The sequence below is a fragment of the Hufsiella ginkgonis genome (assembly GCF_009834915.1).
Classification (GTDB): Bacteria; Bacteroidota; Bacteroidia; order Sphingobacteriales; family Sphingobacteriaceae; genus Hufsiella; species Hufsiella ginkgonis.
Genome location: NZ_WVHS01000005.1, coordinates 359,574 through 383,933, shown reverse-complemented (window position 1 = coordinate 383,933; position 24,360 = coordinate 359,574). Strand labels below are relative to the sequence as shown.

13 protein-coding genes are annotated in these 24,360 nt (G+C 50.4%); 11 read left to right on the top strand and 2 right to left on the bottom strand.

The window, feature by feature from the left end; translation table 11 throughout:
- Positions 1-17 precede the first annotated feature (17 nt).
- Both GS398_RS20395 and GS398_RS20390 read left to right on the top strand, forming a co-directional pair.
- Positions 18-347 (top strand): hypothetical protein, encoded by a 330-nt coding sequence (locus GS398_RS20395; RefSeq protein WP_160908665.1) that lies wholly within the window; start codon positions 18-20, stop codon positions 345-347.
- Positions 348-443: 96 nt separating this feature from the next.
- On the top strand, positions 444-1,406 hold the full coding sequence (locus tag GS398_RS20390) for a M28 family peptidase (RefSeq protein ID WP_160908664.1): 963 nt from the start codon (positions 444-446) through the stop codon (positions 1,404-1,406).
- Here GS398_RS20390 and GS398_RS20385 read toward each other — a convergent pair.
- On the bottom strand, positions 1,403-2,476 hold the full coding sequence (locus tag GS398_RS20385) for a branched-chain amino acid aminotransferase (RefSeq protein WP_160908663.1): 1,074 nt from the start codon (positions 2,474-2,476) through the stop codon (positions 1,403-1,405). The two genes, GS398_RS20390 and GS398_RS20385, sit on opposite strands and share 4 nt — an antisense overlap.
- Positions 2,477-3,041: 565 nt before the next feature.
- Positions 3,042-4,226: a DUF418 domain-containing protein gene (locus GS398_RS20380; RefSeq protein ID WP_160908662.1), complete on the bottom strand. Its 1,185-nt coding sequence runs from the start codon at positions 4,224-4,226 to the stop codon at positions 3,042-3,044.
- A 147-nt stretch (positions 4,227-4,373) separates the two neighbouring features.
- Here GS398_RS20380 and GS398_RS20375 point away from each other — a divergent pair, with 147 nt between their 5' ends.
- The 9 genes from GS398_RS20375 to GS398_RS20335 all read left to right on the top strand — a co-directional run bounded on the left by GS398_RS20375 (position 4,374) and on the right by GS398_RS20335 (position 24,330).
- Positions 4,374-5,267 carry an ROK family protein gene (locus GS398_RS20375; protein WP_160908661.1) on the top strand — a complete coding sequence of 298 codons (894 nt, stop codon included), beginning with the start codon at positions 4,374-4,376 and terminating at the stop codon, positions 5,265-5,267.
- Between the two features lie 186 nt (positions 5,268-5,453).
- Complete coding sequence (locus tag GS398_RS20370; protein WP_160908660.1) at positions 5,454-8,120, top strand: Kelch repeat-containing protein; 2,667 nt, start codon at positions 5,454-5,456, stop codon at positions 8,118-8,120.
- Between the two features lie 12 nt (positions 8,121-8,132).
- Positions 8,133-9,542: a GDSL-type esterase/lipase family protein gene (locus GS398_RS20365; protein WP_160908659.1), complete on the top strand. Its 1,410-nt coding sequence runs from the start codon at positions 8,133-8,135 to the stop codon at positions 9,540-9,542.
- Positions 9,543-9,636: 94 nt separating this feature from the next.
- A complete protein-coding gene (locus tag GS398_RS20360; RefSeq protein WP_160908658.1) occupies positions 9,637-12,429 on the top strand; it encodes a carboxypeptidase-like regulatory domain-containing protein in 2,793 nt (930 codons plus the stop codon).
- Positions 12,430-12,486: 57 nt separating this feature from the next.
- Positions 12,487-14,535, top strand: a complete 2,049-nt coding sequence (locus tag GS398_RS20355; protein WP_160908657.1) for an alginate lyase family protein — start codon at positions 12,487-12,489, stop codon at positions 14,533-14,535.
- A 114-nt stretch (positions 14,536-14,649) separates the two neighbouring features.
- A complete protein-coding gene (locus GS398_RS20350) occupies positions 14,650-16,914 on the top strand; it encodes a GH92 family glycosyl hydrolase (protein WP_160908656.1) in 2,265 nt (754 codons plus the stop codon).
- Between the two features lie 368 nt (positions 16,915-17,282).
- Positions 17,283-19,391 carry a fasciclin domain-containing protein gene (locus GS398_RS20345; protein WP_160908655.1) on the top strand — a complete coding sequence of 703 codons (2,109 nt, stop codon included), beginning with the start codon at positions 17,283-17,285 and terminating at the stop codon, positions 19,389-19,391.
- 44 nt (positions 19,392-19,435) lie between these two features.
- On the top strand, positions 19,436-22,651 hold the full coding sequence (locus GS398_RS20340; protein ID WP_160908654.1) for a SusC/RagA family TonB-linked outer membrane protein: 3,216 nt from the start codon (positions 19,436-19,438) through the stop codon (positions 22,649-22,651).
- 110 nt (positions 22,652-22,761) lie between these two features.
- Entirely contained in the window at positions 22,762-24,330 is a 1,569-nt protein-coding gene (locus GS398_RS20335) for a RagB/SusD family nutrient uptake outer membrane protein (RefSeq protein WP_160908653.1), read from the top strand.
- The last annotated feature ends 30 nt before the right edge of the window (positions 24,331-24,360 follow it).

Sequence of the window (24,360 nt, the reverse complement as noted above, 5' to 3'; positions counted from 1 at the left end):
CGGTAACGAACCACGTCATGAAAACTACTTACATCCTTATAACTGCCCTCTTTCTTATCCTTTCAACCAGCGCTTTTGCTGCTGATGACAAGAAAAGCAATGCAGCCGAACGTTCACTTTCCGCGCCTGAATTTGTCTGGGGAAACCCGGACGGGTTGGATCAGCAGGAGCTGTCAAAGATGGACCGCAAAGCCGCTCTTTCCCTGCCGTCATTCAACTGGGGCGCCCCGGATGAAATCGATCTGGAAGAGATCGACATAGTGAGCCCTACACTCACATTTGCTCTTCCCGAATTTGTTTGGGGAAACCCCGACGACAGTTTGCTGCAGGAAGCCGTGATCAATTAACTGACCGGAGGAAAATACTGCACAACCGACCCGATTCTTACCAAACAATTTCTATGAAAAAGGCTTCCGGAAGGTGGCCTTTTTTTATCTTAGGGAATGCGTAAAACCACTCATAAATGGCTGCTCCTGGCCTGCTTATTTATCCAGTTTAAGTCGTTTGCGCAGGCGGTAGACAGCATCCGGTTACTAACCGACCTGAAAGAGCTTTCGTCTGATGCCTACCAGGGGAGAAAACCGGGAACTTATGGCGGCCGGCTCGCCCAGTATTTTCTTTCCAACCGCTTTGCGGAAATCGGGCTGAAAGAATATACCCCGCAGTACAAAATGTTGTTCACTATCATTACGGAAAAGATCAACGCATCGGTTCACGATAGCGTGCTGAGCAACTATAAACAAATTTACGGGGCCAACATCATCGGGTATATACCGGGCAGGGATACGACGGCTATCGTGATCTCTGCGCATTTTGACCATCTTGGCATTGTAGGCAACGAGATATATAACGGGGCCGACGATAATGGCTCGGGTACCTGCGCCATGCTGGCCATCGCCAGGTATTTTGCTGATCATCCGCCGCAGCATACGCTTGTTTTTGCAGCGTTTGATGCCGAAGAGCTTGTGATGCGCGGATCGTTGGCGTTCCTGGCAAAGCCGCCGTTGCCGTTAAAAAATATAGTACTCAATATAAACATGGATATGATGGGCACCAGTACTAAAAACCACCTGTATGTTGGCGGCCCTTCGTATTACCCCTGGCTAAAACCCCCGGTGGAAAAGGTTCATACACCGGGTGATGGCATCAGGCTCGGCTTTGCCTACGACAGGGAGCACAGCCCCGACGACCGTACTTACCGGAGCGATCACGCGGCATTCCATGCAAATAAGATCCCGTATTTGTATTTCGGTGTTCCCGAGCATAAAAACTACCACAAGCCTGCCGACGATTTCAGCAACATCTCGCACGCATTTTATTACCACGCGGTTAACCTGGTGTTGCGCACCGTGATCGAAGTGGACATCAATTTCCCGGAAAGGCCTAACGTGAAGCAGATCGATTAAATCAAGTAATTCCATCCAAACTCGTCGGGCGCCAGGCCGGAGCGGATTTCATTCAGCGTTTTAAGGATCCTGTTGGAGATCTCCCTCCCGGCAACATCCGGCAGGGTATATACGGTGCCTTCGTGCCCTATTTCGGCGATATGTGCGATGGTAGCGGCGGTGCCTACGCCAAAAGCTTCGGTAAGGCTGCCATCGGCGATGCAGGCAATGACTTCGGCAACTGAAATGCGTCTTTCTTCCACTTCAACGCCCCAGCTGCGGGCCATGGTGAGTACGCTGTCGCGGGTAATTCCTTTTAAGATGGTATCCCTGGTAGAGGGGGTCACCAGTTTCCCGTTGATCACGAACATAACGTTGGCGGCGCCGAGCTCCTCTACGAATTCATGGTTTTTGGCATCGGTCCATATCAGCTGATCGTAGCCTTCTTTTACCGCTTCGCGTGCCGGAAGCAGGGAGCCGGCGTAGTTGCCTGCTGCCTTGGCAAAGCCGAAGCCGCCCTCGCTTGCGCGCGAAAACGTGGTTTCGATCTTTACCTTGAGGTTTTTGGAGAAGTATGGGCCGGTGGGTCCGGTTAATACCACGAATTTATAAGTCGAGGAAGGCTGTACGCCGAGCGCCGCATCGGTGGCGAACATCACCGGGCGGATGTACAGCGAATGGTGAGGCTGGCTGGGGATCCATTCGCGGTCCAGGTCAACTAGTTGCGCAATGGCTTGTACGAAGATCTCTTCGGGGAGCGTTGGCATGCTGAGCCGCTCGGCGGAACGGTTGGAGCGCTCGGCATTTTTATAAGGACGGAAGATCCCGACTTTCCCGTTCGGATGATTGTATGCCTTAAGGCCTTCGAAAAATGCCTGGCCATAGTGCAGCGCGGAAATTGCGGGGCTGAATGGGAGCTCGCCGTAAGGGAGGATCTGGAAGTTGGTCCATTCTCCTTCGATGTAATCGCAGACGAACATGTGGTCGGAAAAAGTTTTTCCGAAGGCGAGGTTGCTAAAATCGGTGGTCGCTAACCGCGGTGTCGCGGAGCGGGTGATTTTGATTTCGAGGGTGTCGGTTGCGTTTAACATAGCGAATGGTATTGGAATTACAAATTAAGGGATTTTTTTGGGTGGTTGTATTTCGCGGTGGTGGATTTTTTGTCTGCGAGATATTTATGGCCGGTATAAGGGCCTGGCATCCTGGTCAATTTAATGAAACGCCGCCAAACCGGCACTAAACGGCTGGTAAGGATCTACAGGCCCCTTGCGGCAGGCGCCCGCCTTCCGGTAGTTACTCCCGGCGCAATTGCCTGGTACCGACGAGGAATACGACATACATTATGCAAGCCACCCATATTTGCTCGGCTTTTGGTAACCAGGTAGGGCGTCAGCAACAGGCTGCCTAACGGATTTGGAGCGGTACTCCCTTACGCTTTTTACCGGGTGATAAGGCGCTCATGTACCAGGGATTCTGTTCATCGTGTATGGTTGCGGTTAAACAGGCGGAGGTGGTGATCGCTACCCAGGTACCGAACCGTACAGGCGCGCCATTATAGTAGGTGCGAAAAGGAATGTCGTATACCACGTTTTCGCCGTGCGGGCGCCAGGTGGCGAGTTAAGTAACGAGCACTTCTGCAGGGAAGAATGGTTGCCTCTAATCTGACGCTTTTTTTAGCGGAAGCTTCTTTCCATAACTCAACTGCCGCCAGAGCCATTCGACAGGTCCGTAGTTATATTTAGACAGCCACCATTTACTAAAATATACCTGGATGATGTAGATCACCAGCGCCATGAGCAGGTAATATCCAAAATGGACTTTATGGCCGAGCGATAAGCTGAAGCCAACTCCTGAGAAAAGGAAGATGCCAAGAAAATTCTGCACCATATAATTCGTGAGCGTCATTTTGCCGATCATCTCCAGGGAATAAAATAAGGCCTTTAATTTCCCGGCAAGGTATAAACGGCAGATGGCCGACATGAAAAATACCATAGAGCTAAGCACGAACAAGTACCAGGGATTGTAATATTTAAAAGGGTCTTTTATCTTGAGCATGTTCATGGTTATAAAGAGGCCTATAATGGCCAGTGCGGCCCCAAGGCTGATCAAGAATATGCGCTTGAGGTACTTCCTGTTTTCGGCGAGGCGGGTAAAAAAGCCGGTTTTTTGCGCTGCCAGTCCCAGGAAAAAGCAGGTGAGCATTACCACGTGCACGGTAACGAGGTAACCCATGCTCAGGATTTCGGTTTTGTAGGTCCCCAGCAGGCCGAACCACAATACCTTAAGGATGTTACCGCTTTTATACAGGGGAAAATCAGGTTTCATCAGTTCCATACCGCCCGATTGCTGCAGGGTGTTAACATATGCCTGTACGGCAGGAATGCTTACCAGCAATACCAGGCTGATGATAAAGGCCGTTTTGGCCGATGACCGGTAAAAAAGCAGGAGCACCATGCCCATTACCGCGTAATCCTTCAAAATATCGCCCCAGAAGAAACTGCTGTTGATAATGGCCAGTACGAAAAGCCAGAACATGCGCTTTGAAAAGAATGTGTACGGGTTGATGCCCTTATTGGCGACATTTTGCATAAGCACTGCAAATCCATAACCAAACAGGAAGCTTAACATGGTCCATGATTTGGCCTGGAATACCAGGCTGCTTATCCCTTGCAGCACATTGGCCACAGCGTCCATTTTTACTTTAGAAAAATCCAGGCCCATGTAGTAGTAGTCGATGTAGTTCATCAGTACCACGCCCAGGAGCGCCCAGCCCCGCAGGATATCGATAATGGAAATGCGCTGGTAACGCTGGATGGGGGTAAAAGCGGCTGGTTGCGGCATGCTTTGGAAGTAGTTTATTTAAGGCAATTAAAGGTATTTAAAAACTATGTGAATAATTGACGATAAAATGCAAAACAGGCGCCTGCGTTAATGATTTATTAAACTTTTATTAAGTCAAAAAAAGAGGTTTGAGTATTAACATAAACCATGAGCACCTCAATTACTATCGGAATAGACATTGGCGGGTCGCATATTACGGCAGGCGTAGTAGACCTCGAATCGAAACAGATCATAGAACGTTCCATCGTTCGGGAGCACCTCGATACCCAGGGAAACCTTGAACAGATCCTTAGCACGTGGACAAACGTGATCAGGCGCTCCGCCTCCTTCGTGCCTGCCGGGAAACTGCGTCTCGGAATGGCCATGCCGGGCCCGTTCGACTACGAGGAAGGCATCAGCATGATGGTGGGCCAGAATAAGTACGACGCTTTTTACGGGCTTAACGTTAAACAGTTGCTTGCCGCAAGGCTCGGGATCGACACTGCCGATATCCTGATGATGAACGATGCCAGTTGTTTTCTCAAGGGCGAATTGTACGGCGGAGCAGCCCAGCATTACCAGAACGTGATCGGGCTTACGCTGGGTACCGGTCTCGGATCTGCCAAATACAACTTTTCTTACACCTACGATGCGGAGCTGTGGTGCTTCCCGTTTCACGATAGTATCGTAGAAGACTACCTGTCTACCCGCTGGTTTATTAAACGGTTTAAAGAGCGCTCGGGCATCGACGTGAAGAATGTAAAAGACCTCGTATGGTACACGGAAAACAATGCAGACGCCAACGAGGTATTTAAGGAATTCGGCACAAACCTGGGACTTTTTCTCATAGAGTTCATTAAGATGGAGAACCCGGAAGTGGTGGTGATCGGCGGAAATATTTCAAAAGCGTTCGACCTGTTCATCGGCCAAACCATCGCCATGCTGGCCGACAGGGAGGTTACCGTGCCGGTATTGCGGGGCACCCTGGGAGAGAATGCCGCGATTATCGGCGCCGGCAGTTTATGGGCAAATGTGTTAACGGCCGGACCGGAACTCTCCTGACGAAAGGGCGTTAAAAGTTGGTAACAATCAGCATATTTATTTGTCCGCTCCGCGAGGTTAAATAACTTCGTGCCTGGTGAAAGGCGACAAGTGCTAACCGGTACTTGGTAATTTTAAGGTATATTTAGCATGATTATAAGCCGTTGAATTTCATAATGCAATTATTTCCAGCGTATTAAAGTGAGGATGGGACTACCTGTTTTAAATACTTTCGTAAAATCAGTTGCCCGGATATTTTTATGCGGATGTTTTTTTACCGGTTTCGGGAGAGGCCTGCCAGCGGTCGCGCAATCATACGGTCTCGCGTTTTCGAGCTACGAAGCGGTGCAGGATGCCAGGACCGAGCTCGACCTGAGCCCGGGCGCTACGCTCTGCTTTAAAGAAAACTTCGAGCTCTCTTTTGATTTTGATTTTGTTGCCAACCAGCAGGAATATTTTGGGTACATCTTTCGCATGATCGATAACGACAAGCGCAATATCGACCTCATCTGGGACAACCGCCCGTGGGAATCGACCAAAGACCATTTTAAGTTCGTGGTGGGCGACAACCCTTCCCGGCTCACCTTTAACATCGATAAAGAAGTGTTCTCCAAAAAATGGAACAGGATCCATATCCTGTTTGATTTTGAACGGAAAACCTTAAGCTATAGCCTGGATAACGGTAAAAAGCATTCACAGAAGATCAGCATTACCCGCGGGAATTGTTATAAGATCTTGTTTGGCGCCAACAATTACGGGGATTTTAAGACTACCGACGTACCGCCGATGAAGATCAGGAACATCCGGATCACCGAAGGGAGTGAGATCACCTATGACTGGCCCCTGGACGAACAGGATGGGAAGGTAGTAAGAGAGGTGGTTAACGAACGGAATGGCGAGGTGACCAACCCGATGTGGATCCGCAAGATGCATTACGAGTGGCGGCTCCTGAAAAAGATCGTGGTAGATGGCCCGGTAAGTACCGCGTTCGACCGGAACAATGAGCTGCTTACCGTGGTCGGACCCGATTCGTTGCTTCAGTTTAACGTGAGCCGGGGAAGCGTTAAAAAGATACGATATGCTTCGGGAGTGCTGAACCTGCTGCGCGGGAACCAGTCGCTCTACGACACCGGTGGAGATAAGTTGTTTAACCTGTACCTCGACCAAAACGCGGTTGCCGCTTTCGACACAAAAACCAGTACCTGGGACAGCAACTTCAAGGCTCCCGTGCCTATTACCGACAACTGGCATTACAACAAGTTTTATTCAGCCGCCGACAGCGCGATCTACATTTTATGCGGGTACGGGCATTTTATTTATAAGAATGCCATCCGGCGATATCACCTGCCTACCAAAACCTGGTCGGAGGTGAAAACCACCGGCGACTTTTTTACGCCCCGCTACCTCGCCGCACTGGGCGAAACCGCGGATGGCGCCTACCTGCTGGGTGGTTATGGCAGCACCTCTGGTCAGCAGATCATTAACCCCAAAAACCTGTACGACCTGATTTATTTCGACCGGAGAAAGAAAAGCATCAAAAAGATCTACGACCTTAAGATTCCCGGGGAGGATTTCGTGATGGCTAATTCGCTGGTGGTTGATGAAAAAACACGTTCTTACTACGGCCTTATATTCCCGAAACATAAGTATAATTCAACGCTGCAGCTGATCCGCGGCTCACTGGATTCCGCCGGTTTTCACCCGGTCGGCGGTACCCTTCCGTATGAGTTTCATGATATTAATTCGTTCTCGGACCTGTATTACAGCCCGGTGAGCGGCAATTTTATCGCGGTTACGCTGTTCCTTACCGACAATAATCAAACACGTATTTCGGTATACGCACTATCAGGCCCGCCGCTGGAGATGATCAACGCCGGCATTGCCGGTCCCGGGGGGATAAAGGGACCCTTCCTTCTCCTGGTGATCGTTGCAGGCGTGGTGCTGGCCGGCGGCACTTGGTTCGCCTTCCGGCGGATAACTTCCAAAAAATCGGCTATGGCGGAACAAAAAGGGAGTTTGCCGCAGCCGCCGCCGGGCAGTGAGCTGAGCGCCGTAGCCATCCCGGCAGGGGTAACAGAACTCCCCCGGGAGCCGGAACCGGAAGAGGCGGCGCTTTTGATCACGGTAACGGACGAAGAAAATCCGAAAGGCACCAGGAGTGCCATTTTTCTTTTTGGCGACCTGCAGCTGTTCGATACCGGCGGCAACGACATCACGAAATACTTTACACCGCTTATTAAGGAGCTGTTCCTGGTCATCCTGCTTTATACCATCCGCTGGGAGCGGGGCATCAGTTCCGAAAAGCTGAAGGAATTATTATGGTTCGACAAGACCGCCGAAAGCGCGCGTAACAACCGTTCAGTAAACATTGCAAAGCTGAAGGCAATTCTCGAGAAACTGCAGGATTGCGAAGTTTCCAAAGAAACGGGCTACTGGAAGATCAACCTCAATTATGACCAGGTATCTGTAGATTACTATAACTATCTTTCTATCGTAAAGGATAAGCGAAAGCTTAATAAGCAGAAGGTCAAAGAGCTGGCGGAGATCATCCAGCGCGGAAGCTTTCTCTCGAACCTCGATTACGAGTGGCTCGACGCCTTTAAATCAGATATCAGCAACGAAGTGATCGATACGTACCTGCATTATGCACATTCTGCGGATATTGCTGAAGACCCCGAGTTCCTGATCAAGATCGCCAGCTACGTTTTCTATTTCGACTCGGTGAACGAAGAGGCCATGATCCTTAAATGCAAGGCGCTGGTCCACCTCGGTAAGCACTCCCTGGCAAAAACCACGTTCGAGAATTTTAAGAAAGAATACAAGGCAATTTATGGGGAGGAATTTGGGAGAGATTTTCATGCGATATTAGAGTAAACCTAAAGAATTATGAAACTATCGTCTGTCGTTTCTTTTTTCCTGGTATGGTGCTTGGGGAGCAACTGTCTCGCAGTAACCAACATTACGTTTATCGGGGCGAGCATCACCTATGGTTCCGGTCTCCCAAGCCGCGAACAGCAAGCCTACCCAGCACAGCTTCAGCGTTTGCTGGGCGCCGGTTACCAGGTACATAACTTCGGCGTAAGCGGCTGTACCCTGCTGCGCAAAGGCAATAAACCTTATTGGGACACCAAAGAGTACCAGCTTGCCCTGGCAAGCAACCCCGATATCGTTTTTATCGACCTGGGCGGTAATGACGCCAAACTGGTTAACCGTCCTTATTTCGCCGACCTCGAACGTGATTCGCATGATTTTATACGGGCCTTCCGCGCACTGCCTTCACATCCGCGGGTAGTGGTGCTGCTGCCGGAGGTTTCGTTCGTTACAGATACCACCCAGATCTGGGACCAGGTGATCGTGAAAAAGATCATCCCCGCATTGCAAAGGACGGCCTATGCCGACAACGCAGAAGTGATTGATATGCACCAGCTGCTGGTCGATAAGCCCGTATTGTTCCCCGATAAGCTGCATCCGGACACGACAGGCGCCGGTATCATGGCCCGTCGCCTTTACCAGCTTGTGTCCCAGGAGAGAGATACCGCCTTCGATATTTTCGCGAAACTGGGCAAGTCGCCAACCAGTTCGTTTTATGGCTATGCCTGTGCAGATTTCGTGATGAACAACCGCAACTGCAAGGTGGTAAAGCCGAAATGGTCGGCCGCAGGCCATCCCTGGATCTGGCGCGCACGTTTCTGGGGGCATGAGCCGCAAACGGACATCGCACTGCTCGAGCGCGGCTTTCATGTGGTGTACTGTGATGTGGCTGAATTGTTGGGCAACAAAACCTCCAATTCCCTGTGGGACCAGTTTTACACGCTGATGCATGGTGCAGGCCTCAGCAAAAAAGCGGTGCTCGAAGGCATGAGCCGCGGCGGAATGTATGTATTTAACTGGGCGGCAGAAAACCCCAATAAGGTTGCGGCGGTCTATGTGGATAATCCGCTGCTCAATATGTCTGTATGGGCCATGAGCGTGCTCAAAGACCCGGCAAAGTACGGAAGCCTGGTAAACGACTTCAAAGCCGACTATAACCTGACCGGGGAACAGCTCCCGTTCTTTAAAGGAAATCCTACGGACAAGGTGAGGGCCATTGTGCGTGGTAAATATCCCATCCTGGTGCTGGTTGCCGACGATGACGAGGATGTGGACCCCGTTACCAATACAGGCCTTTTCGAATACAAAGTGAAAGCCCTGAAGGGAAATATTACCGTGTTGCACAAACCCGGGTTTAAACATCATCCGCATAGTTTGCCTAACCCGGCGGTGATCGTCGATTTTATATGGAATGCGGTTTTTTAATAATTAACGCACCCGTTTATAGCGGTTAATCTTTTATTAACCATTTTTTAATCCCATCGTCGTTCTTTAAGCCATAATTATAAACTGGTATATTATGGGTTGGAAGGTCCGTTGCGGTGTTCTTCTCGTGGGGATATTATTTGCGGCCACGTTCCGGGCGTTTGCCCAGGTGAGATCATCGTCCACACCCGGTATCTCACAAAAAATAGTGGATTATAATCGTTTGTTCCCGTTCGAAAAACTATTCCTGCATACCGATAAGCCTTATTATTCGGCGACCGATACCATCTGGTTTAAGGCATACCTGTACAACGGGTTTAATAACGCCTTTACGGAAAGGAGCGGGCTGATTTATGTCGAGCTCATTCAGAATAATAAGGTTGTTAAGCGCATTTCAGTCGCATCGCAGGCGGGCCTTTCCTGGGGCCAGCTGGCACTTGATGAAAACACTTTCGGGGAAGGCGATTATACGCTTCGTGCCTATACGAACTGGATGCAGAATTTCGGAACGGAAAGCTTTTTCACCCGGCACATCTACATCACTAACCTTAAAAGATCGGGATGGCTGATAAAACAGGCCCATACAATAGGTGATCCGGCAGGTAAACAGGTGTTAAACTTAAATCTCCGGTTAAGCGAGGTGAATAACCAGGGCTATGGCCTTAAAAACCTGGCCTGGAGCGTACAGGACGGGGAAACGGTTTTCGCGAAGGCAAACGTAGAGACCGCTGCCGACGGAAGTTTTAAGGCCTCCGTCAACCTTTCTCAAAAGCCGGGAAAAGGGCTTAATCTTACCATAGAAGACAAAGCTGCAGGCAGGAAGGCTACGATCCCGTTAATCGCTGATAAAGCACAACCCGTCGATCTCCAGTTTATGCCCGAAGGGGGGCACCTGGTAGCCGGTTTGCTTTCGAGGGTGGCGTTTAAGGCGTTGGCAGAAAATGGCTCGGGGACCGAAGTTACAGGCAAAATATTCGATAGCAAAAACAACGAGGTCGCAACTTTTAAATCTGCCTATAAAGGAATGGGCGTTTTTAACCTGGTTCCGGCGCCTGGAGAGACTTATTCGGCGAAGATAACAGGCAAAGACGGCGCCATACAAACGGTGGTTTTGCCAAGAGTAGAGGCCTCCGGGATTAACCTGAGGGTAGTTAATGCGCCGGAAAGCGATTCGATCCGGGTCACCCTTACTTTCAGCGAGAACCTGGTAGACGGGAAAACCTGGCACTTATCGGGACTGGTAAACAATGTGCCTTATTGTGAAGCCGCGTTCGTTGCCCATGGCCCGAGGGTAAACGCAATGCTGGCCAGGAGTATCTTTCCCTCGGGAATTGTGCATTTCACGGTTTTTAACAGCCAGTACCAACCGGTAAGCGAGCGGATGATCTTTGTGGACCAACAAGACAACCTGTCCGTTACGGTTGTCCCTTCGAAAGAGATCTACGGTACGCGAGACAGTATCGCTTTAGCGATCGGCGTTAAAAACAAGTCGGGCGACGCGGTCTCAAATGTAAGCCTGTCGGTTTCGGTAACAGACGATAGCCAGGTGAAGCTGGACAGTATGGAGAATAACCTGGTATCGAACATGCTGCTGGCCTCGGGCTTAAAAGGAACGATCGAGAGCCCGGGCTATTACACCAGCGGCGCGCCCGATGCGGCAAAGAACCTGGACCTGTTATTGTTAACCCAGGGATGGACCAGCTATCGTTGGGCGGAGATGCTTGCGCCTGCTTCCACGCCGTTGTTTAAGGCAGAGCCGGAATTTGTACTGAACGGCACGGTGACCAATCTTTCGGGAAAGCCGGTACCCGGTAACGCCGTTTTTGCGATGGGAAGCGGGAAGGTGAAAATGATGATGGATACGGTGAGCGATGCCGGCGGGCGATTCAAATTTAAGAACTTTCCTAAAATCGATACGATCTCATTTTTTATCCAGGCCCGGAATGCCAAAGGGCGGAAAGGTAACCTGGCGGTTAAGGTAGACGAGTTTGCGCCGGCTGCGGTGCCTGCCTTAACCAGCTTTACAACCATGCCCTGGTATGTAAATACAACGGATAGCACCGTGTTGAATTTTGTTAAGAACGATATCCGGCTAAAACGGCAGAAATTTTCCTTCAGCGGGAACAACTTGCTCGAAGATGTAGCGATCACCGCAAAAAAAGGGGTTAGAAATTCACAAAACCTTAACGGACGGGGAGAAGCAGACCAGGTAATTGACGAGGCGCAGGTTGAAACGGGTAAAAGCATGTCGCTGGTCGATTTTATGTTGAAGAGCGTAAAAGGCCTGTATGTTGCGGTCGGTAAAATGAATTTACCGCAGAACCGTATGAACGAAGAGTTCCGGATAGGTGGTAAACAGGTTCATTTTGTAGTGGACGGCACGGCAGTTTCAAAGTTTTACGATACTATTTCGCAACCTAACTTTTACGATTACCTGTTACAGGTGTTTGCCGGCATTAAGCTGAAAGACGTAACCGGCATAGAAGTTATGACCAGCCAGAAAAATGTAACGGGTTATGATAATATGCTGTCAGACAGTACGCTGCAGCAAACGCTAGGTACCTCGGCGTATATCGAAATTTCCACCAGGTCCGGGAATGGGCTTTTTTATAACGCTACACCCAATATCGCCTTCTACAAACCCGTACCCATCAACTGGCCCAGGGAGTTTTACAGTCCGAAGTACAAGGCAGGCCATGTGGCGGGAGCGGCTCCTGACCTCCGGTCGACGATTTTCTGGCAACCACAACTGGCGACCTCAAAAACGGGCGATGCGTATACTTCATTCTATTCCGCAGACAGACCGGGAACTTATACGGTGATCGTGCAGGGCACCAACCTTAAGGGGCTTTCCGGTTATAAAAAACTGGTGATCAAAATAAAATAGCGATATAATTTTCAGCCTTTAAATTTAATAACAGAATATCGAAATAGTACAATGAACATGTTGAGAAAAATCCTTTTTACCGTTCCCTTATTATTTATCCTCACCCTGGGATTTGCCCAGCCGACCGTGTATCATACTAAACCGTTCGTACACCCCGGCATGGACCAGGCTAAGCGCGATCTCGAGTTTATGAAGCAAAAAGTATTGGCCGGCGAACAGCCCTGGAAGGCCGCTTTTGAGAAACTTAAAGAAAATACGCCCGCTTCGTTCATTCCCGAGCCCCGCGCGCATATTTCCGTAGGCGCGTTCGGCGCTAACAGCAGCGGCGGCAAAGAGTTCTCTTCCAGTGCCCAGCAATCCTACAATAATGCCTTGTTATGGTATATCACCGGGAAGAAAGACTATGCAGGGAAAGCCATCGAAATTTTAAACGCATGGTCGCCCGTGTTATGGGATTTCGACGACAACAATGCCAAGCTTAACGTGGGAATGAGCGGTTCGCTGTTCCTGAATGCAGCCGAACTGCTGAGGTATTCCAACGCCGGCTGGCAGGAAAAAGACATGCAGCAGTTTAAACGCATGGTACTTACGGTGTTTTATCCAACCATTAAGGATTTTTTCAGCGAAGCTAACGGGAACTGGGACGGAACAATGATGAACACCCTCCTGTGCATCGGGGTGTTCACGGATGACCACCAAATATTTAATTCCGCCATCGAGCGTTATTACCGTGGCCCGGGAAATTCGGGGATCACCAAATATATTTACCCGAACGGCCAGATCCAGGAAACGACGCGCGATTGGGACCATGTACAAATGGGCATCGGCTACCTGGGTAAAACGGCGCAGGTAGCCTGGACGCAAGGGCTCGACCTTTATTCCGTGGCTGGCAACAGGCTTGCCCTGGGATTTGAATACAGCTCAAAATACCTGTCGGGAAATGACGACATCCCCGTATATGGAAAGCTATCTGCACGCGAACGCGGGAAACTCCGTGATATGTACGAAAACGTGTACGACCATTACAGGACTGCCGGTATCGGGATGCCTTACACGGCAATGGTCACCAAAAAGCAGCGTCCCAACTCAACCGTGGAACTGCTTACGGGCCTGCGCGCGCCTGCACCCCCTGTTTCGAAAACCTCAGCAGGAACGGCGTTACCGCTCCGGATATTCCCCATTGTTTCGATAGCGGGTGCGCAAAAACCCGATCCCTCAAAATTTCCGGCTAAACGGGTAATGGTCGCTTTCGCGGATTCGATCCAGCCCGCGCTGGATGCCATGGCCGGGAAAGGCGGTTGGGTGATCTTAGATAAAGGGATTTTCCTGTTAAAGGCGGCGCTGCGGATCCCCAGTGGCGTTACCCTGTGCGGGCAGGGGAGGGAAACGGTCCTCTTTCTTTCCCCGGCCGTGAACGGCAAAACGATCGTCAATGCGGAAGCCGGTATGCATGATGTAACGATCCGCGATCTACTTTTGGAGGGTGCCGTAAGCACGGCCGACGAAACTGACCCGAACGCCAGCCGCCGGACCCGTTCCTACATGAGTGCGCCCGGGAGAGAAGGCATCGCCTTTGCGGGAGAAAAAGCCGAACAAATGACCAATATCCGCCTGGAAAACCTAACCGTACAGAATTTCACCAAGAATGGAGTTGCCATACGCGGAGCATGGCAGGTGATCATCAGCCAGTGCGATTTTAGCGATAATGGGTCGAGCGTGGTACCGGGCGCGGGCTTTCACCATAATTTACTGTTGACGCGGAGCGCCGGATGCACCGTTTCGGACAGTCGCTTCGATTCTTCTCCGTGGGGGAATGGGATCGAGCTGTCCTTTTCGCGCGACGTAAAGATCACCGGTAATGAACTGGCGCGCAACAAGCTTTCAGGCATCCGGTGTACCGAAAGCACGGGGGTGCTGATATCCGGTAACCTGGCCGAAGGCAATGATGTGAACGGAATTTCCCTCGAATCCCTGATGGAGGGGACTACGCGGTCGGAGATCAGCGGTAATCTCTCCTGGCATAACGGGCAATATGGTATCTTCCAGGGAAAGACAGCGGGAAATACGGTTAACAATAACCGGACGGCCGATAACGGAAAAAATTGACGATAATCAAGGCAGGATAAACTTATTAAGCAAATATTAATATCTTTTTAATCGGCTATGCGTCATTTGCAGCAACTAACAGAACAACTTAACCCAATCCACCATAATTTAAAGATGAATCGTTTGAATACGGCTTTGCTCGCTGTTGCATTTTCTTGCTGCTTTGCAGGAGACACTTTCGCGCAAGATAATGAGGGCCGCGGAAATCTTAAGTATGTTGATCCCACCATCGGGAACGCGCCCCAGCTTTTGCAGCCGACACGTCCTACCGTACAGCTTCCTAACCAGGTGATCAGGATGTTCCCCATGCGTGCTGATTACATGAGCGACCAGATCACCAGCTTTCCGCTCAATATCGTGTCGCACCGGTTGGGCGAAGTTTTCGCGGTCAAACCCACCACCAAGGCGGTAACAGCGCCGGCATGGAGCGAGCGGCAAACCTTCGACCACGACCTGGAAGTTACACGCCCCTGGTATTTCTCCACTTACCTGGTAGATGATGATATCACCGTTTCGTTCACCCCCGGCAAAAAGGCCGGATTCTACCGGTTCGAATTTCCGGCAAATACCGCTAAAAGCATCTTGTTCGGGGTATACAACAGGGGGCGGAGCGGGTTTGATTTCATTTCCGATACCGAAATAATCGGTATTGAAACCTATCATGGCAATATTAAAGTATATCTGTACGGTACATTTAACGCCGCCGGCTCCGTGGGAACCGGGTCGAACAACCAGCTTGCCGCCGGTAACCGTTCAGTAGCGGGCACGAATAGCCAGGCATGGATCACCTTTCCCAAGGAGGGGCCCGGAACGATCGAGTTCAGGTATGCCATTTCCTACATCAGCGCCGCGCAGGCCAAAAAGAATTACGCGGATGAGCTGGGCAAAACCGACTTCGCAAAGCTGAAGAAGGACGCTGAAAGCAGCTGGGATAAAGTGATTAACCAGATCGACGTAAAAGGCGGTACGACGGCACAGAAGCGATCGTTTTACACGGCCCTTTACCGGTGCTATGAGCGCATGGTGGACATTACCGAAGATGGCAAGTACTACAGCGGTTTTGATAATAAGATTCACGACAGCCAGCGGCCGTTCTACGTAGACGACTGGACGTGGGACACCTACCTGGCACATCACCCGCTCAGGACGATCCTTAACCCCGCCCAGGAAAACGACATGTTAAATTCATATGTGAACATGTATGCTCAAAGCGGCTGGATGCCCACGTTCCCGGTATTGTTTGGCGATAATCCTTGCATGAACGGGTTTCATTCTACTATTATGTTCCTGGATGCGTACAGGAAAGGTATCCGCGACTACGACGTTGCGAAGGCGTACGAGGGCCTGTATAAAAATGCCACAGCCGCTACTATGCTCCCCTGGAAGAATGGCCCTAAAGGGCCGCTCGACGATTTCTACTATAAGTATGGGTATTTCCCTGCATTAAAGCCCGGCGAAACCGAAACCGATACGATGGTGCATAGCTTTGAGAAAAGACAGGCGGTGGCAGTCACCCTTGGACATAGTTACGACGACTGGGCATTGGGCGAGCTGGCCAAAGAATTGTCGAAAACCGCCGACCAGGCCACCTTCGGCGCGCGCGCCGGGTATTACAAAAATCTGTGGAACCCCGCAAAACAACTATTTATCCCCAAAGATGAGCGGGGTAACTGGCTTAACATCGATCCTAAGTTCGACGGAGGTATGGGCGCCCGGGATTATTACGACGAAAATAACGGCTGGACCTATTTATGGCAGGTACAGCACGACGTGCCGGGGCTCATCGGCCTGATGGGCGGAAGCCAGAACTTCGAGAAGAAGCTGGACCAGCTCTTCCGCGAAGACCTCGGCCGCAGCAAATACGAGTTCTGGGCTAAATTACCCGACGCTACCGGTTTAGTAGGGCAGTATTCTATGGGAAACGAACCGAGCTTTCATATACCCTACCTCTATAATTTTACCGAATCGCCATGGAAGACGCAAAAACATGTTCGCTTTTTACTGGATGCCTGGTTCAAGGATAACATCTGGGGAATCCCGGGTGACGAGGATGGTGGCGGCATGACGGCTTTCGTGGTATTCTCGTCAATGGGCTTTTACCCGGTAACTCCCGGGATGCCGATTTATACTATCGGCAGCCCGGTATTTAAAAAGGTATCGGTTGACCTTAATAATGGCAAAAAATTTACGCTCATCGCCAAAAACGCCTCTACGGTGAATAAATATATCCAAAGCGCAAAATTGAACGGGGAGGTGCTGAACTCCGCCTGGTTCACGCATCAGCAACTGATGTCGGGTGGTAAGCTCGAGCTGCAAATGGGCCCTAAACCCAATAAATCATGGGGAACGGAAAATAAATATTACGGCGCCCGTCCGTAATTATTTACCCGATGAACGATTGCTGCGAAAATTGAAAATTCCGTCGTTAATAGCCTTAATTAAGCGAATATTAATGTTTTATTAACGACGGATCCGTGATTTGCATGCAATACTAACCGCAATAAACCCATCAATATGTAACACAAGTACGCTCTTCAATGAGGCCAACTCCGGTCGCTGCCTGCAGCGCAAAGGGGGCCGACCGCCTTCCCCCACTTATTAACACACACTCAACTAACCATTAAATTATGAGGATACGAATACTTCTATTGACCCTGCTTTGTGTAATCGGAAGCAGTAGTTGCAAGAAACAGTACGGAAAACTTTATGACGCCCCTGAGGGGCAGGCTGGTGAAATCTACGATCAATTGGCCAGTGAACCGACCCTGTCGACGTTTGTGTCTGCGATAGACAAAGTGCCCGGTTTGAAAGACGAATTAAATTCGTCAGGGCTTTTTACGGTGATGGCGCCCAGCAACGATGCTTTTACCAAGTATTTCACCGCACATGCGAAATATAAGAAGATTGACGACATCCCGGTAAAGGAGCTTACGCAGATGGTGAAATACCATATCCTTAAATGGATGCTGTTCCAGGGGAATTTCATCAAGCCTTCTTCAGATCCTACCATCAATGTAGACATCTATAAGTATGAAACACGCGCGGTAGCGTCCTACTATGATGCGGCGGCAAAAAAAGGAGTTTATTATCCCAGTAAAATGATCCAGGTTTACACCCCCAGGTTTTTCAGTTACTATGGGGTTACATCGCAGGATTATACAGACGTGTACGGCACGGGCTCTGCAGTGAACGCCCAGACGCAAATGAACGTAATGAGCAGTTCGGTCGTTCAGAAAGACATAGCCTCGGGAAATGGCGTGATACATGTGATAGACCGCGTGCTCGAATTGGTGAATAACATCGCACAGGAGCTCGAAAATAACGCGGAATACGAGGACTATAACCGGATCATGAAACGCCGCTTTTTGAGCTATACCTACAACCAGGCAGGTACAAGGGCCCAGGGCAATAATGGCGATGTAAATGGCGACGGGCTCGTGGACTCGCTGTTCAACCGTACCTACACCACAGATGCCAATCTCGACAACGAGAACCCGTTATCGGGTACCAAATCATTATCGTTAACAGGGTTCATTCCTTCAAAAACGGCATTTAAAAATTACTACGAAACCAGGCTGATGCCGAATTTTTACGGTATAGAAGACTCAATACCCACTCATACGCTGCAGTTACTTTACAAGGGCCACCTTGCAAGTACCATGGATTGGCCTTCAAAAATCGATAAGGGGCAGTCGGTAAGCGAACTGGGCGATAAGATCACACTCGCGCGGAGCGATATCAAAGGCATTAAGATGACCAGTAACGGCATTCTTTATACGCTTAACAAAGTAATTGAGCCGAAATCGTTCACCACAGTGCCAGGACCATCATTCTTTTCGCCCCAATACTGGTATTTGGCTGAGGCGTTGATCCGGACCAACCTGCTGGGCCTGCTGAGCAGCGGCGATGCGAAGTTCACCCTTCTTGCCCCAACCAATGCGGCATTTGCGGCACGGGGAATTTATTGGATAGAGAAGCCGATCGCGGGAGCCCCGGGCTTTTTCCGGAAACCCAACGGGCTTGAAACGCCGGTGGCGATCTCGGAGCTTACCACTTTGCTAGGTAACCATATCATTATGAATACATCGTTAAGCATCAGCGATATGAATAGCCCTGTAGAAAAGTTTTATCCTACGCAGAATGGCACCTTTATCAGTATCGTGAACGGCAAGATCAGCGGTACGGAACGCGATAGCCTGGTTTCGGTGGTTAACCCCAACGTTAGCCAGTCGAACGGATTTTTCCAGGGGATCAATAAGATCATCTACTACCCTGGTACGTTGTACGAGCAGATCAACGGCGCAACCTCCGACCCGAACGCAGCCCTGCAGACCAATCCGCAATACCGGAAATTTAAAGAGCTCATGGTCGCCTCCGGCATCAACGTGGCCGATTTCGCGAATACGGCCTCGACGACACTTCCGCTGGCTCCCATCACCGCTTCGACCCAGAACCGGAAATTTACCCTGTTCGTACCCTCGAATGAAGCCATCACAGCCGCGCAAAATGCCGGTAAGCTGCCAAAAACAGGAGCTGTTACACCAAATACTACGCTGACCGACGCCATCAGGCTTCAGTTGTATAATTACGTATCCTCTTTTTTCGCCACCGATACACAGATCTTTACCGACGGAAAAACCACCGGTACCTTCCCTTCCAGGAAAGTGCTTACCGCTACGCCGCTTACCTATTATCCCCTTACCGTGAGCTACAACGGCACCACGTTACAGGTGACCAGCAGGGCCGGCGAGGTGGCTACCGTAGACAAAACACAGCCGGCATTATACCCCCAGAATAAGTTCGCTAAAGACGGGGTGATCCATGTTATAAATAATGCCTTTACCTCACAATTCTAATAACAATGCTGAAAAGAGCTTATTTTTTATTAATGATCGTATTGATGTGTACATCAGTGCAATCGTACGCCCAGTCCGTTTCTTCGGTGGTAAGAGGGAAAGTGACCGAAAAAGCGACAGGTTTACCCTTACCGGGGGTGACCGTGACGGAGAGGAACAAGGACGGTCGGCTGGTGAACGGGGTGGTGACGAACGAGGCCGGCGAGTACCAGATCAAAGTGGCAGACCAGGCAGATTCTCTTCGTTTTAGCCAGATCGGTCTCCGTACACTCTCCAGGGCCATTAAGGGTGCCGCCGTTATTAACGTGACCATGGCGGATGACGCCACTACCCTCTCTGATATCGCTATCACTACCCGCCAGAAAAAACTGGGTAACTCAGGAGGCTTCCTGGATATCGATAAGCGTGATCAAACCGCAGCGATCTCTTCCATCGATATGAAGGACCTGGAAGATATCCCGGCGACCTCGGTAGACCAGGTGCTGGAAGGAAAAGTTTCGGGGCTGCTGATCTCTATGAACTCCGGCGATCCCGGCTCGGGCTCGTCCATCCAGATCCGGGGGGCCGCTTCGCTTGGCCTCGGTTCTAAGCCCCTCATCGTAGTAGACGATATTCCGTTTACTACCCCTGAGGGCGCCGACATCAATACAACCGAAGGCCTCAGCGCACTGCTAAGCATTTCTGTAGCCGATATAGCCACGATCGATATCCTGAAAGATGCCGCCGCAACTGCGTTGTATGGTTCCGATGGTGCCAACGGGGTCATCGCCATTCGTACCAAACGCGGATCGAACCTGAAGCCCACGATCACCGTTAGCACCAACCTCATGGTCAAGCTTCCTCAAACTCCGTTGCCGATGTTAAATGGCGACCAGTATAAAACCATGATGCTGGAGGCTTACCAGAACCGTTACGGCACTACCGGCATTGATCTTACAAGTAACGAAGTACGATACCTCTTCCTCGAGAAGGGCGCGATCGATTACGAGAATTACAATAACAATACCTCCTGGCTCGACCAGATCAATGAAAACGGGTTTAAACAGGATTATTCCGCACAGATCTCGGGCGGTGGTGAAGCCGCTAAGTATGTGATAAGCGTCGGCTTTCTCGACGACAAAGGGCCGATTATCGGTTCCGAATTAAAAAAGATGAATGGTCGCTTCAATTTCGACTACAAAATATCGGATAAGCTGAAGTTCGCGAGTGACTTTGCTTATTCAGACCAGCAGAGGAAAGCCAGCTACGATAATAACTTAGGCATCATTGCGCTCAACAAAGCGCCGGTGCTCCCGATTTTTACACAGGACGAGTTCGGCAACAACCTCTCCACCTACTTTAACCCGGCTAATGGTACTTACCAGAACGGCGTGCGAAACCCGGTGGCGGTTATCAACAACAGCCTCAATACCACCCGGTCGAACCGTTTGGACGCTACCGTGAATGTCCGGTTTAGCCCGTTCAAGGGTTTCCAGTTCAACAGTAACATCAACAATGCCTACGAAGGCAGCAGGGTAGACAGGTTTTTACCGCTCAGCGCTTCGGGCGTAGAATTTTACCGGGTGAACAACTTTCGCCTGCTGGCCAACGGCTCTGAGAACGCCTCTAACTTCGTTCCCCAGAATTACTCGAAACTCTTCGTTAAAAACGACTTTATCTATACGGTACAGGGCCTGGGAAATAAACAAAGCCTGCAGGGAGGTGTCTTCACCAGGTATACCAATGAAAATACCAAAGGATTAAGTTTCGATGGATCTAATACCCCTTCGGAGTTCTTAACGTCGCCATATGCTACCGATGTGAACACGTCGATGAGGTCGTCGGTGATCTTATCCCGCGACCTGGTGCTTACCGGGCAGCTGGCCTATATTTTCGACGACCGCTATTCCGTGCAGGGGGTGCTTACCCGGCAGGGCAATTCTATATTCGGAAGTAATCACCGCTTCGGTACCTTCCCGGCGGTTTCTGCTTTCTGGAGACCCTCCTCCGAGCCGTTTATTAAGGGAAAATACAAATGGCTCGACGATCTCAAGTTTCGTTTCAGCTGGGGTATCACCGGCCGCGCGCCAAGCACCAACGTGGTAAGGTATACCGACCTGGCTTTCACCGCCGCCTCTCCTTTCGCTGATATCCAAGGCGTGAGCCCGCTTAATATGGAGCTGTCTGATCTGCGTTGGGAAAAGGCGATCTCTACCAACGTAGGGATGAACCTCTCCCTGTTTAAAGGGCGCTTAAGCTTCGTAACGGACTTCAGCAAAAGCAAAACCAAGGACATGATCCTCACCCGGAACCTGCCTACCACTACCGGTTTCCAAACCTCCGCCGCCAATTACGGCGATCTGGGCGCTAACATATGGGAGGGCGAAGTAAGCGGGATACCGGTATCTACCAAAAAATGGCGGATGACCACTTCCTTCAACATCTCGACTACGCAGACCAAGATACTCTCGCTGCCTAATAACCTGCCGGTTATCAGGAATAACGTTTTCGACAACAGGAGCTTCATGTCGCTGGTAAGCGTAGGTAACCCGCTCGGCACCTTTTACGGCTTAAAATATGAAGGCGTTTACTCCAGGGATGAAGACGCCTTCGCCAAAGACGCCAGCGGAAACTTTATTACCGATTTTAACGGGCAGAAGATCCCCGTGCGCTGGTTAACCTCCACCGGCGAAGCCTTTACCGGCGGAGATGCGCGCTACGCGGACCTTAACCACGATGGTGTGATCAACCGACAGGACGTAACCGCCATCGGGAACGCCACCCCTAAGTTTTTTGGCGGGTTTATGCTGCGTCTTAATTACAACAGGCGTTGGGAGATTTTTGGCGTGTTCAACTTCCAGCAGGGATTTGACCTGCAAAACTATGCCCGCATGACCACCACCAGCATGTACGACAATTACAACCAAAGCACCGCCGTACTGAGCCGCTGGAGAAAACAAGGAGATGTAACCGATATGCCGAGAGCATTGTATGGCGGCGGACATAATTTTGTAGGCAGCGACCGCTATATAGAAGATGCCTCCTTCCTGAAGTGTAACCAGCTGATCCTGTCGTATAAAATGCCGGCCAACCAGTTACAGAAGCTGCGGGTAAAACAGGCTGATTTTTCCTTTACCATCAGCAATGTTTTCACACTTACGCATTACTCGGGAATGGATCCGAGCATAAATAACCGTAACGATCCATTTGTATTCGGTGTCGACAATGCCTATACACCTAACCCGATCACTTACAACCTGGGGATGCGCATAGCTTTTTAAGAGGCATTTTGAAACTCAACCGATTATATGAACCCCGATAAGCTGCCGCCGCAAAACAAGATGATAAAAGCTTATCGCAGCTTCATTGCCATTAAAAACAAATTATTCAAATGAAAACAAGAAACTTACAGATATTTTCAGCCGCGTTGCTGGTCTTTTGCCTGGGGACCACCTCCTGCGATAAGCTGGTAGATGCCGAGCCCCAGGGTGTGATCATCTCCGGCGACTTCTGGCGGACCGAAAGCCAGGCCGTAGGCGCCATTGCGGGAATCTACGCCAATTTAAGCTGCACCAATATTAACTGGGCAATAGGCGCTACCAATGCCAATAACCTGTCGAACACCTTCCTGACCCCGCAGGAAGCCTACATTTACTGGGGCGAGGTACGGGGCGAGATCCTGGCTACCAACCCCACCAAGATGCCTGCGGCGCAGCTTACCAAGGAGAACGTAGATAGTTACCTCGTAGCTCCCGGCGACGCCACCACCCGGTACGGCGCTTTTTATAAGATCATTAACCAGGCTAACCTGGCCATTAAACATGTTCCCGACGTGGTGGCAAAGGATCCTAACTTCACCCAGGCAGAATCGGACCAGCTGGTTGGAGAGGCATATTTTGCGCGGGCGTTCTGCTATTTCTGGTTAACGAGGGCTTTCAGGGATGTTCCCCTGGTGCTCGACCCTTACGAGAAGGACGACCAGGAGTTCAATGTTCCTAAAGCGGCCGGTAAAGAGATCCTCGACCAGATCGTAAAAGACCTGGTAAAGGCCAAAGAGACGTTGCCCGAGTGGTACGAAAGCGCTTTATACCCAAGGGTGAGAGCCACTAAATATACCGCCATGACCACCCTCGCCGATGTGTACCTGTGGCAGGCAGCCCTGGCAGACAATTCCGCTTCAGCCAACGCGATGTATGATAAAGTGATCGAGAACTGCAAAGCGGTAAGAGAATCGGGCCGTTATTTTATTTTACCACTGAGCCTGTACACCAGCATATTCAATACCGGGAACACGCCGGAGTCTATTTTCGAACAGTTCACCAACAATACGCTGAATAACCAGTCGAGCAGCATGGAAGGATGGTTCAAAGGATCAAACCAGTTATGGGTGGTTTCCCCGAGAGCCGACCTGTTGTTCCAGATCACACCGCTGGTGGATGTCCGCGCCGGCACGGTAAATGCCAATACCGGGTTTAATTCCACTACCCGGCTGCTGCAGAAATACCAGAATAACAATTCGCGCTGGATCTATTACCGCCTCGCCGAAGTTTACCTGATGGAAGCGGAAGCCCTGGCTCACCGCTATCCCAATGACGCAGCAAAACTTAAAGAAGGCTGCGAGCTGATCAATGACCTGCGGCAGCGCGTTTACCCGCTGAAAAGCCTCTTTCCCGAAGCCTCCACTACTTCTACGGAAGAGATGGACCAGTTGCTGTTAGATGAACGCGGACGCGAGTTCATAGGCGAAGGTAAGCGCTGGTTCGACCTGGTGCGTTTTGCTTCCCGCGATAAGTTCGCCCGTAAAGATTTCCTGGTGCAAACCATCCTGAACTCGCTGAGCGGTACCGACCAGTTAAAGATCAGCCCGAGAATAAGCAACCCCGAAAGCTGGTACCTGCCATTTAATACCGATGAGCTTACCAACAATACGGCGCTTGTTCAAAACCCATATTATAAATAATTAAACACACTGAACAATGATGAAGCCAGT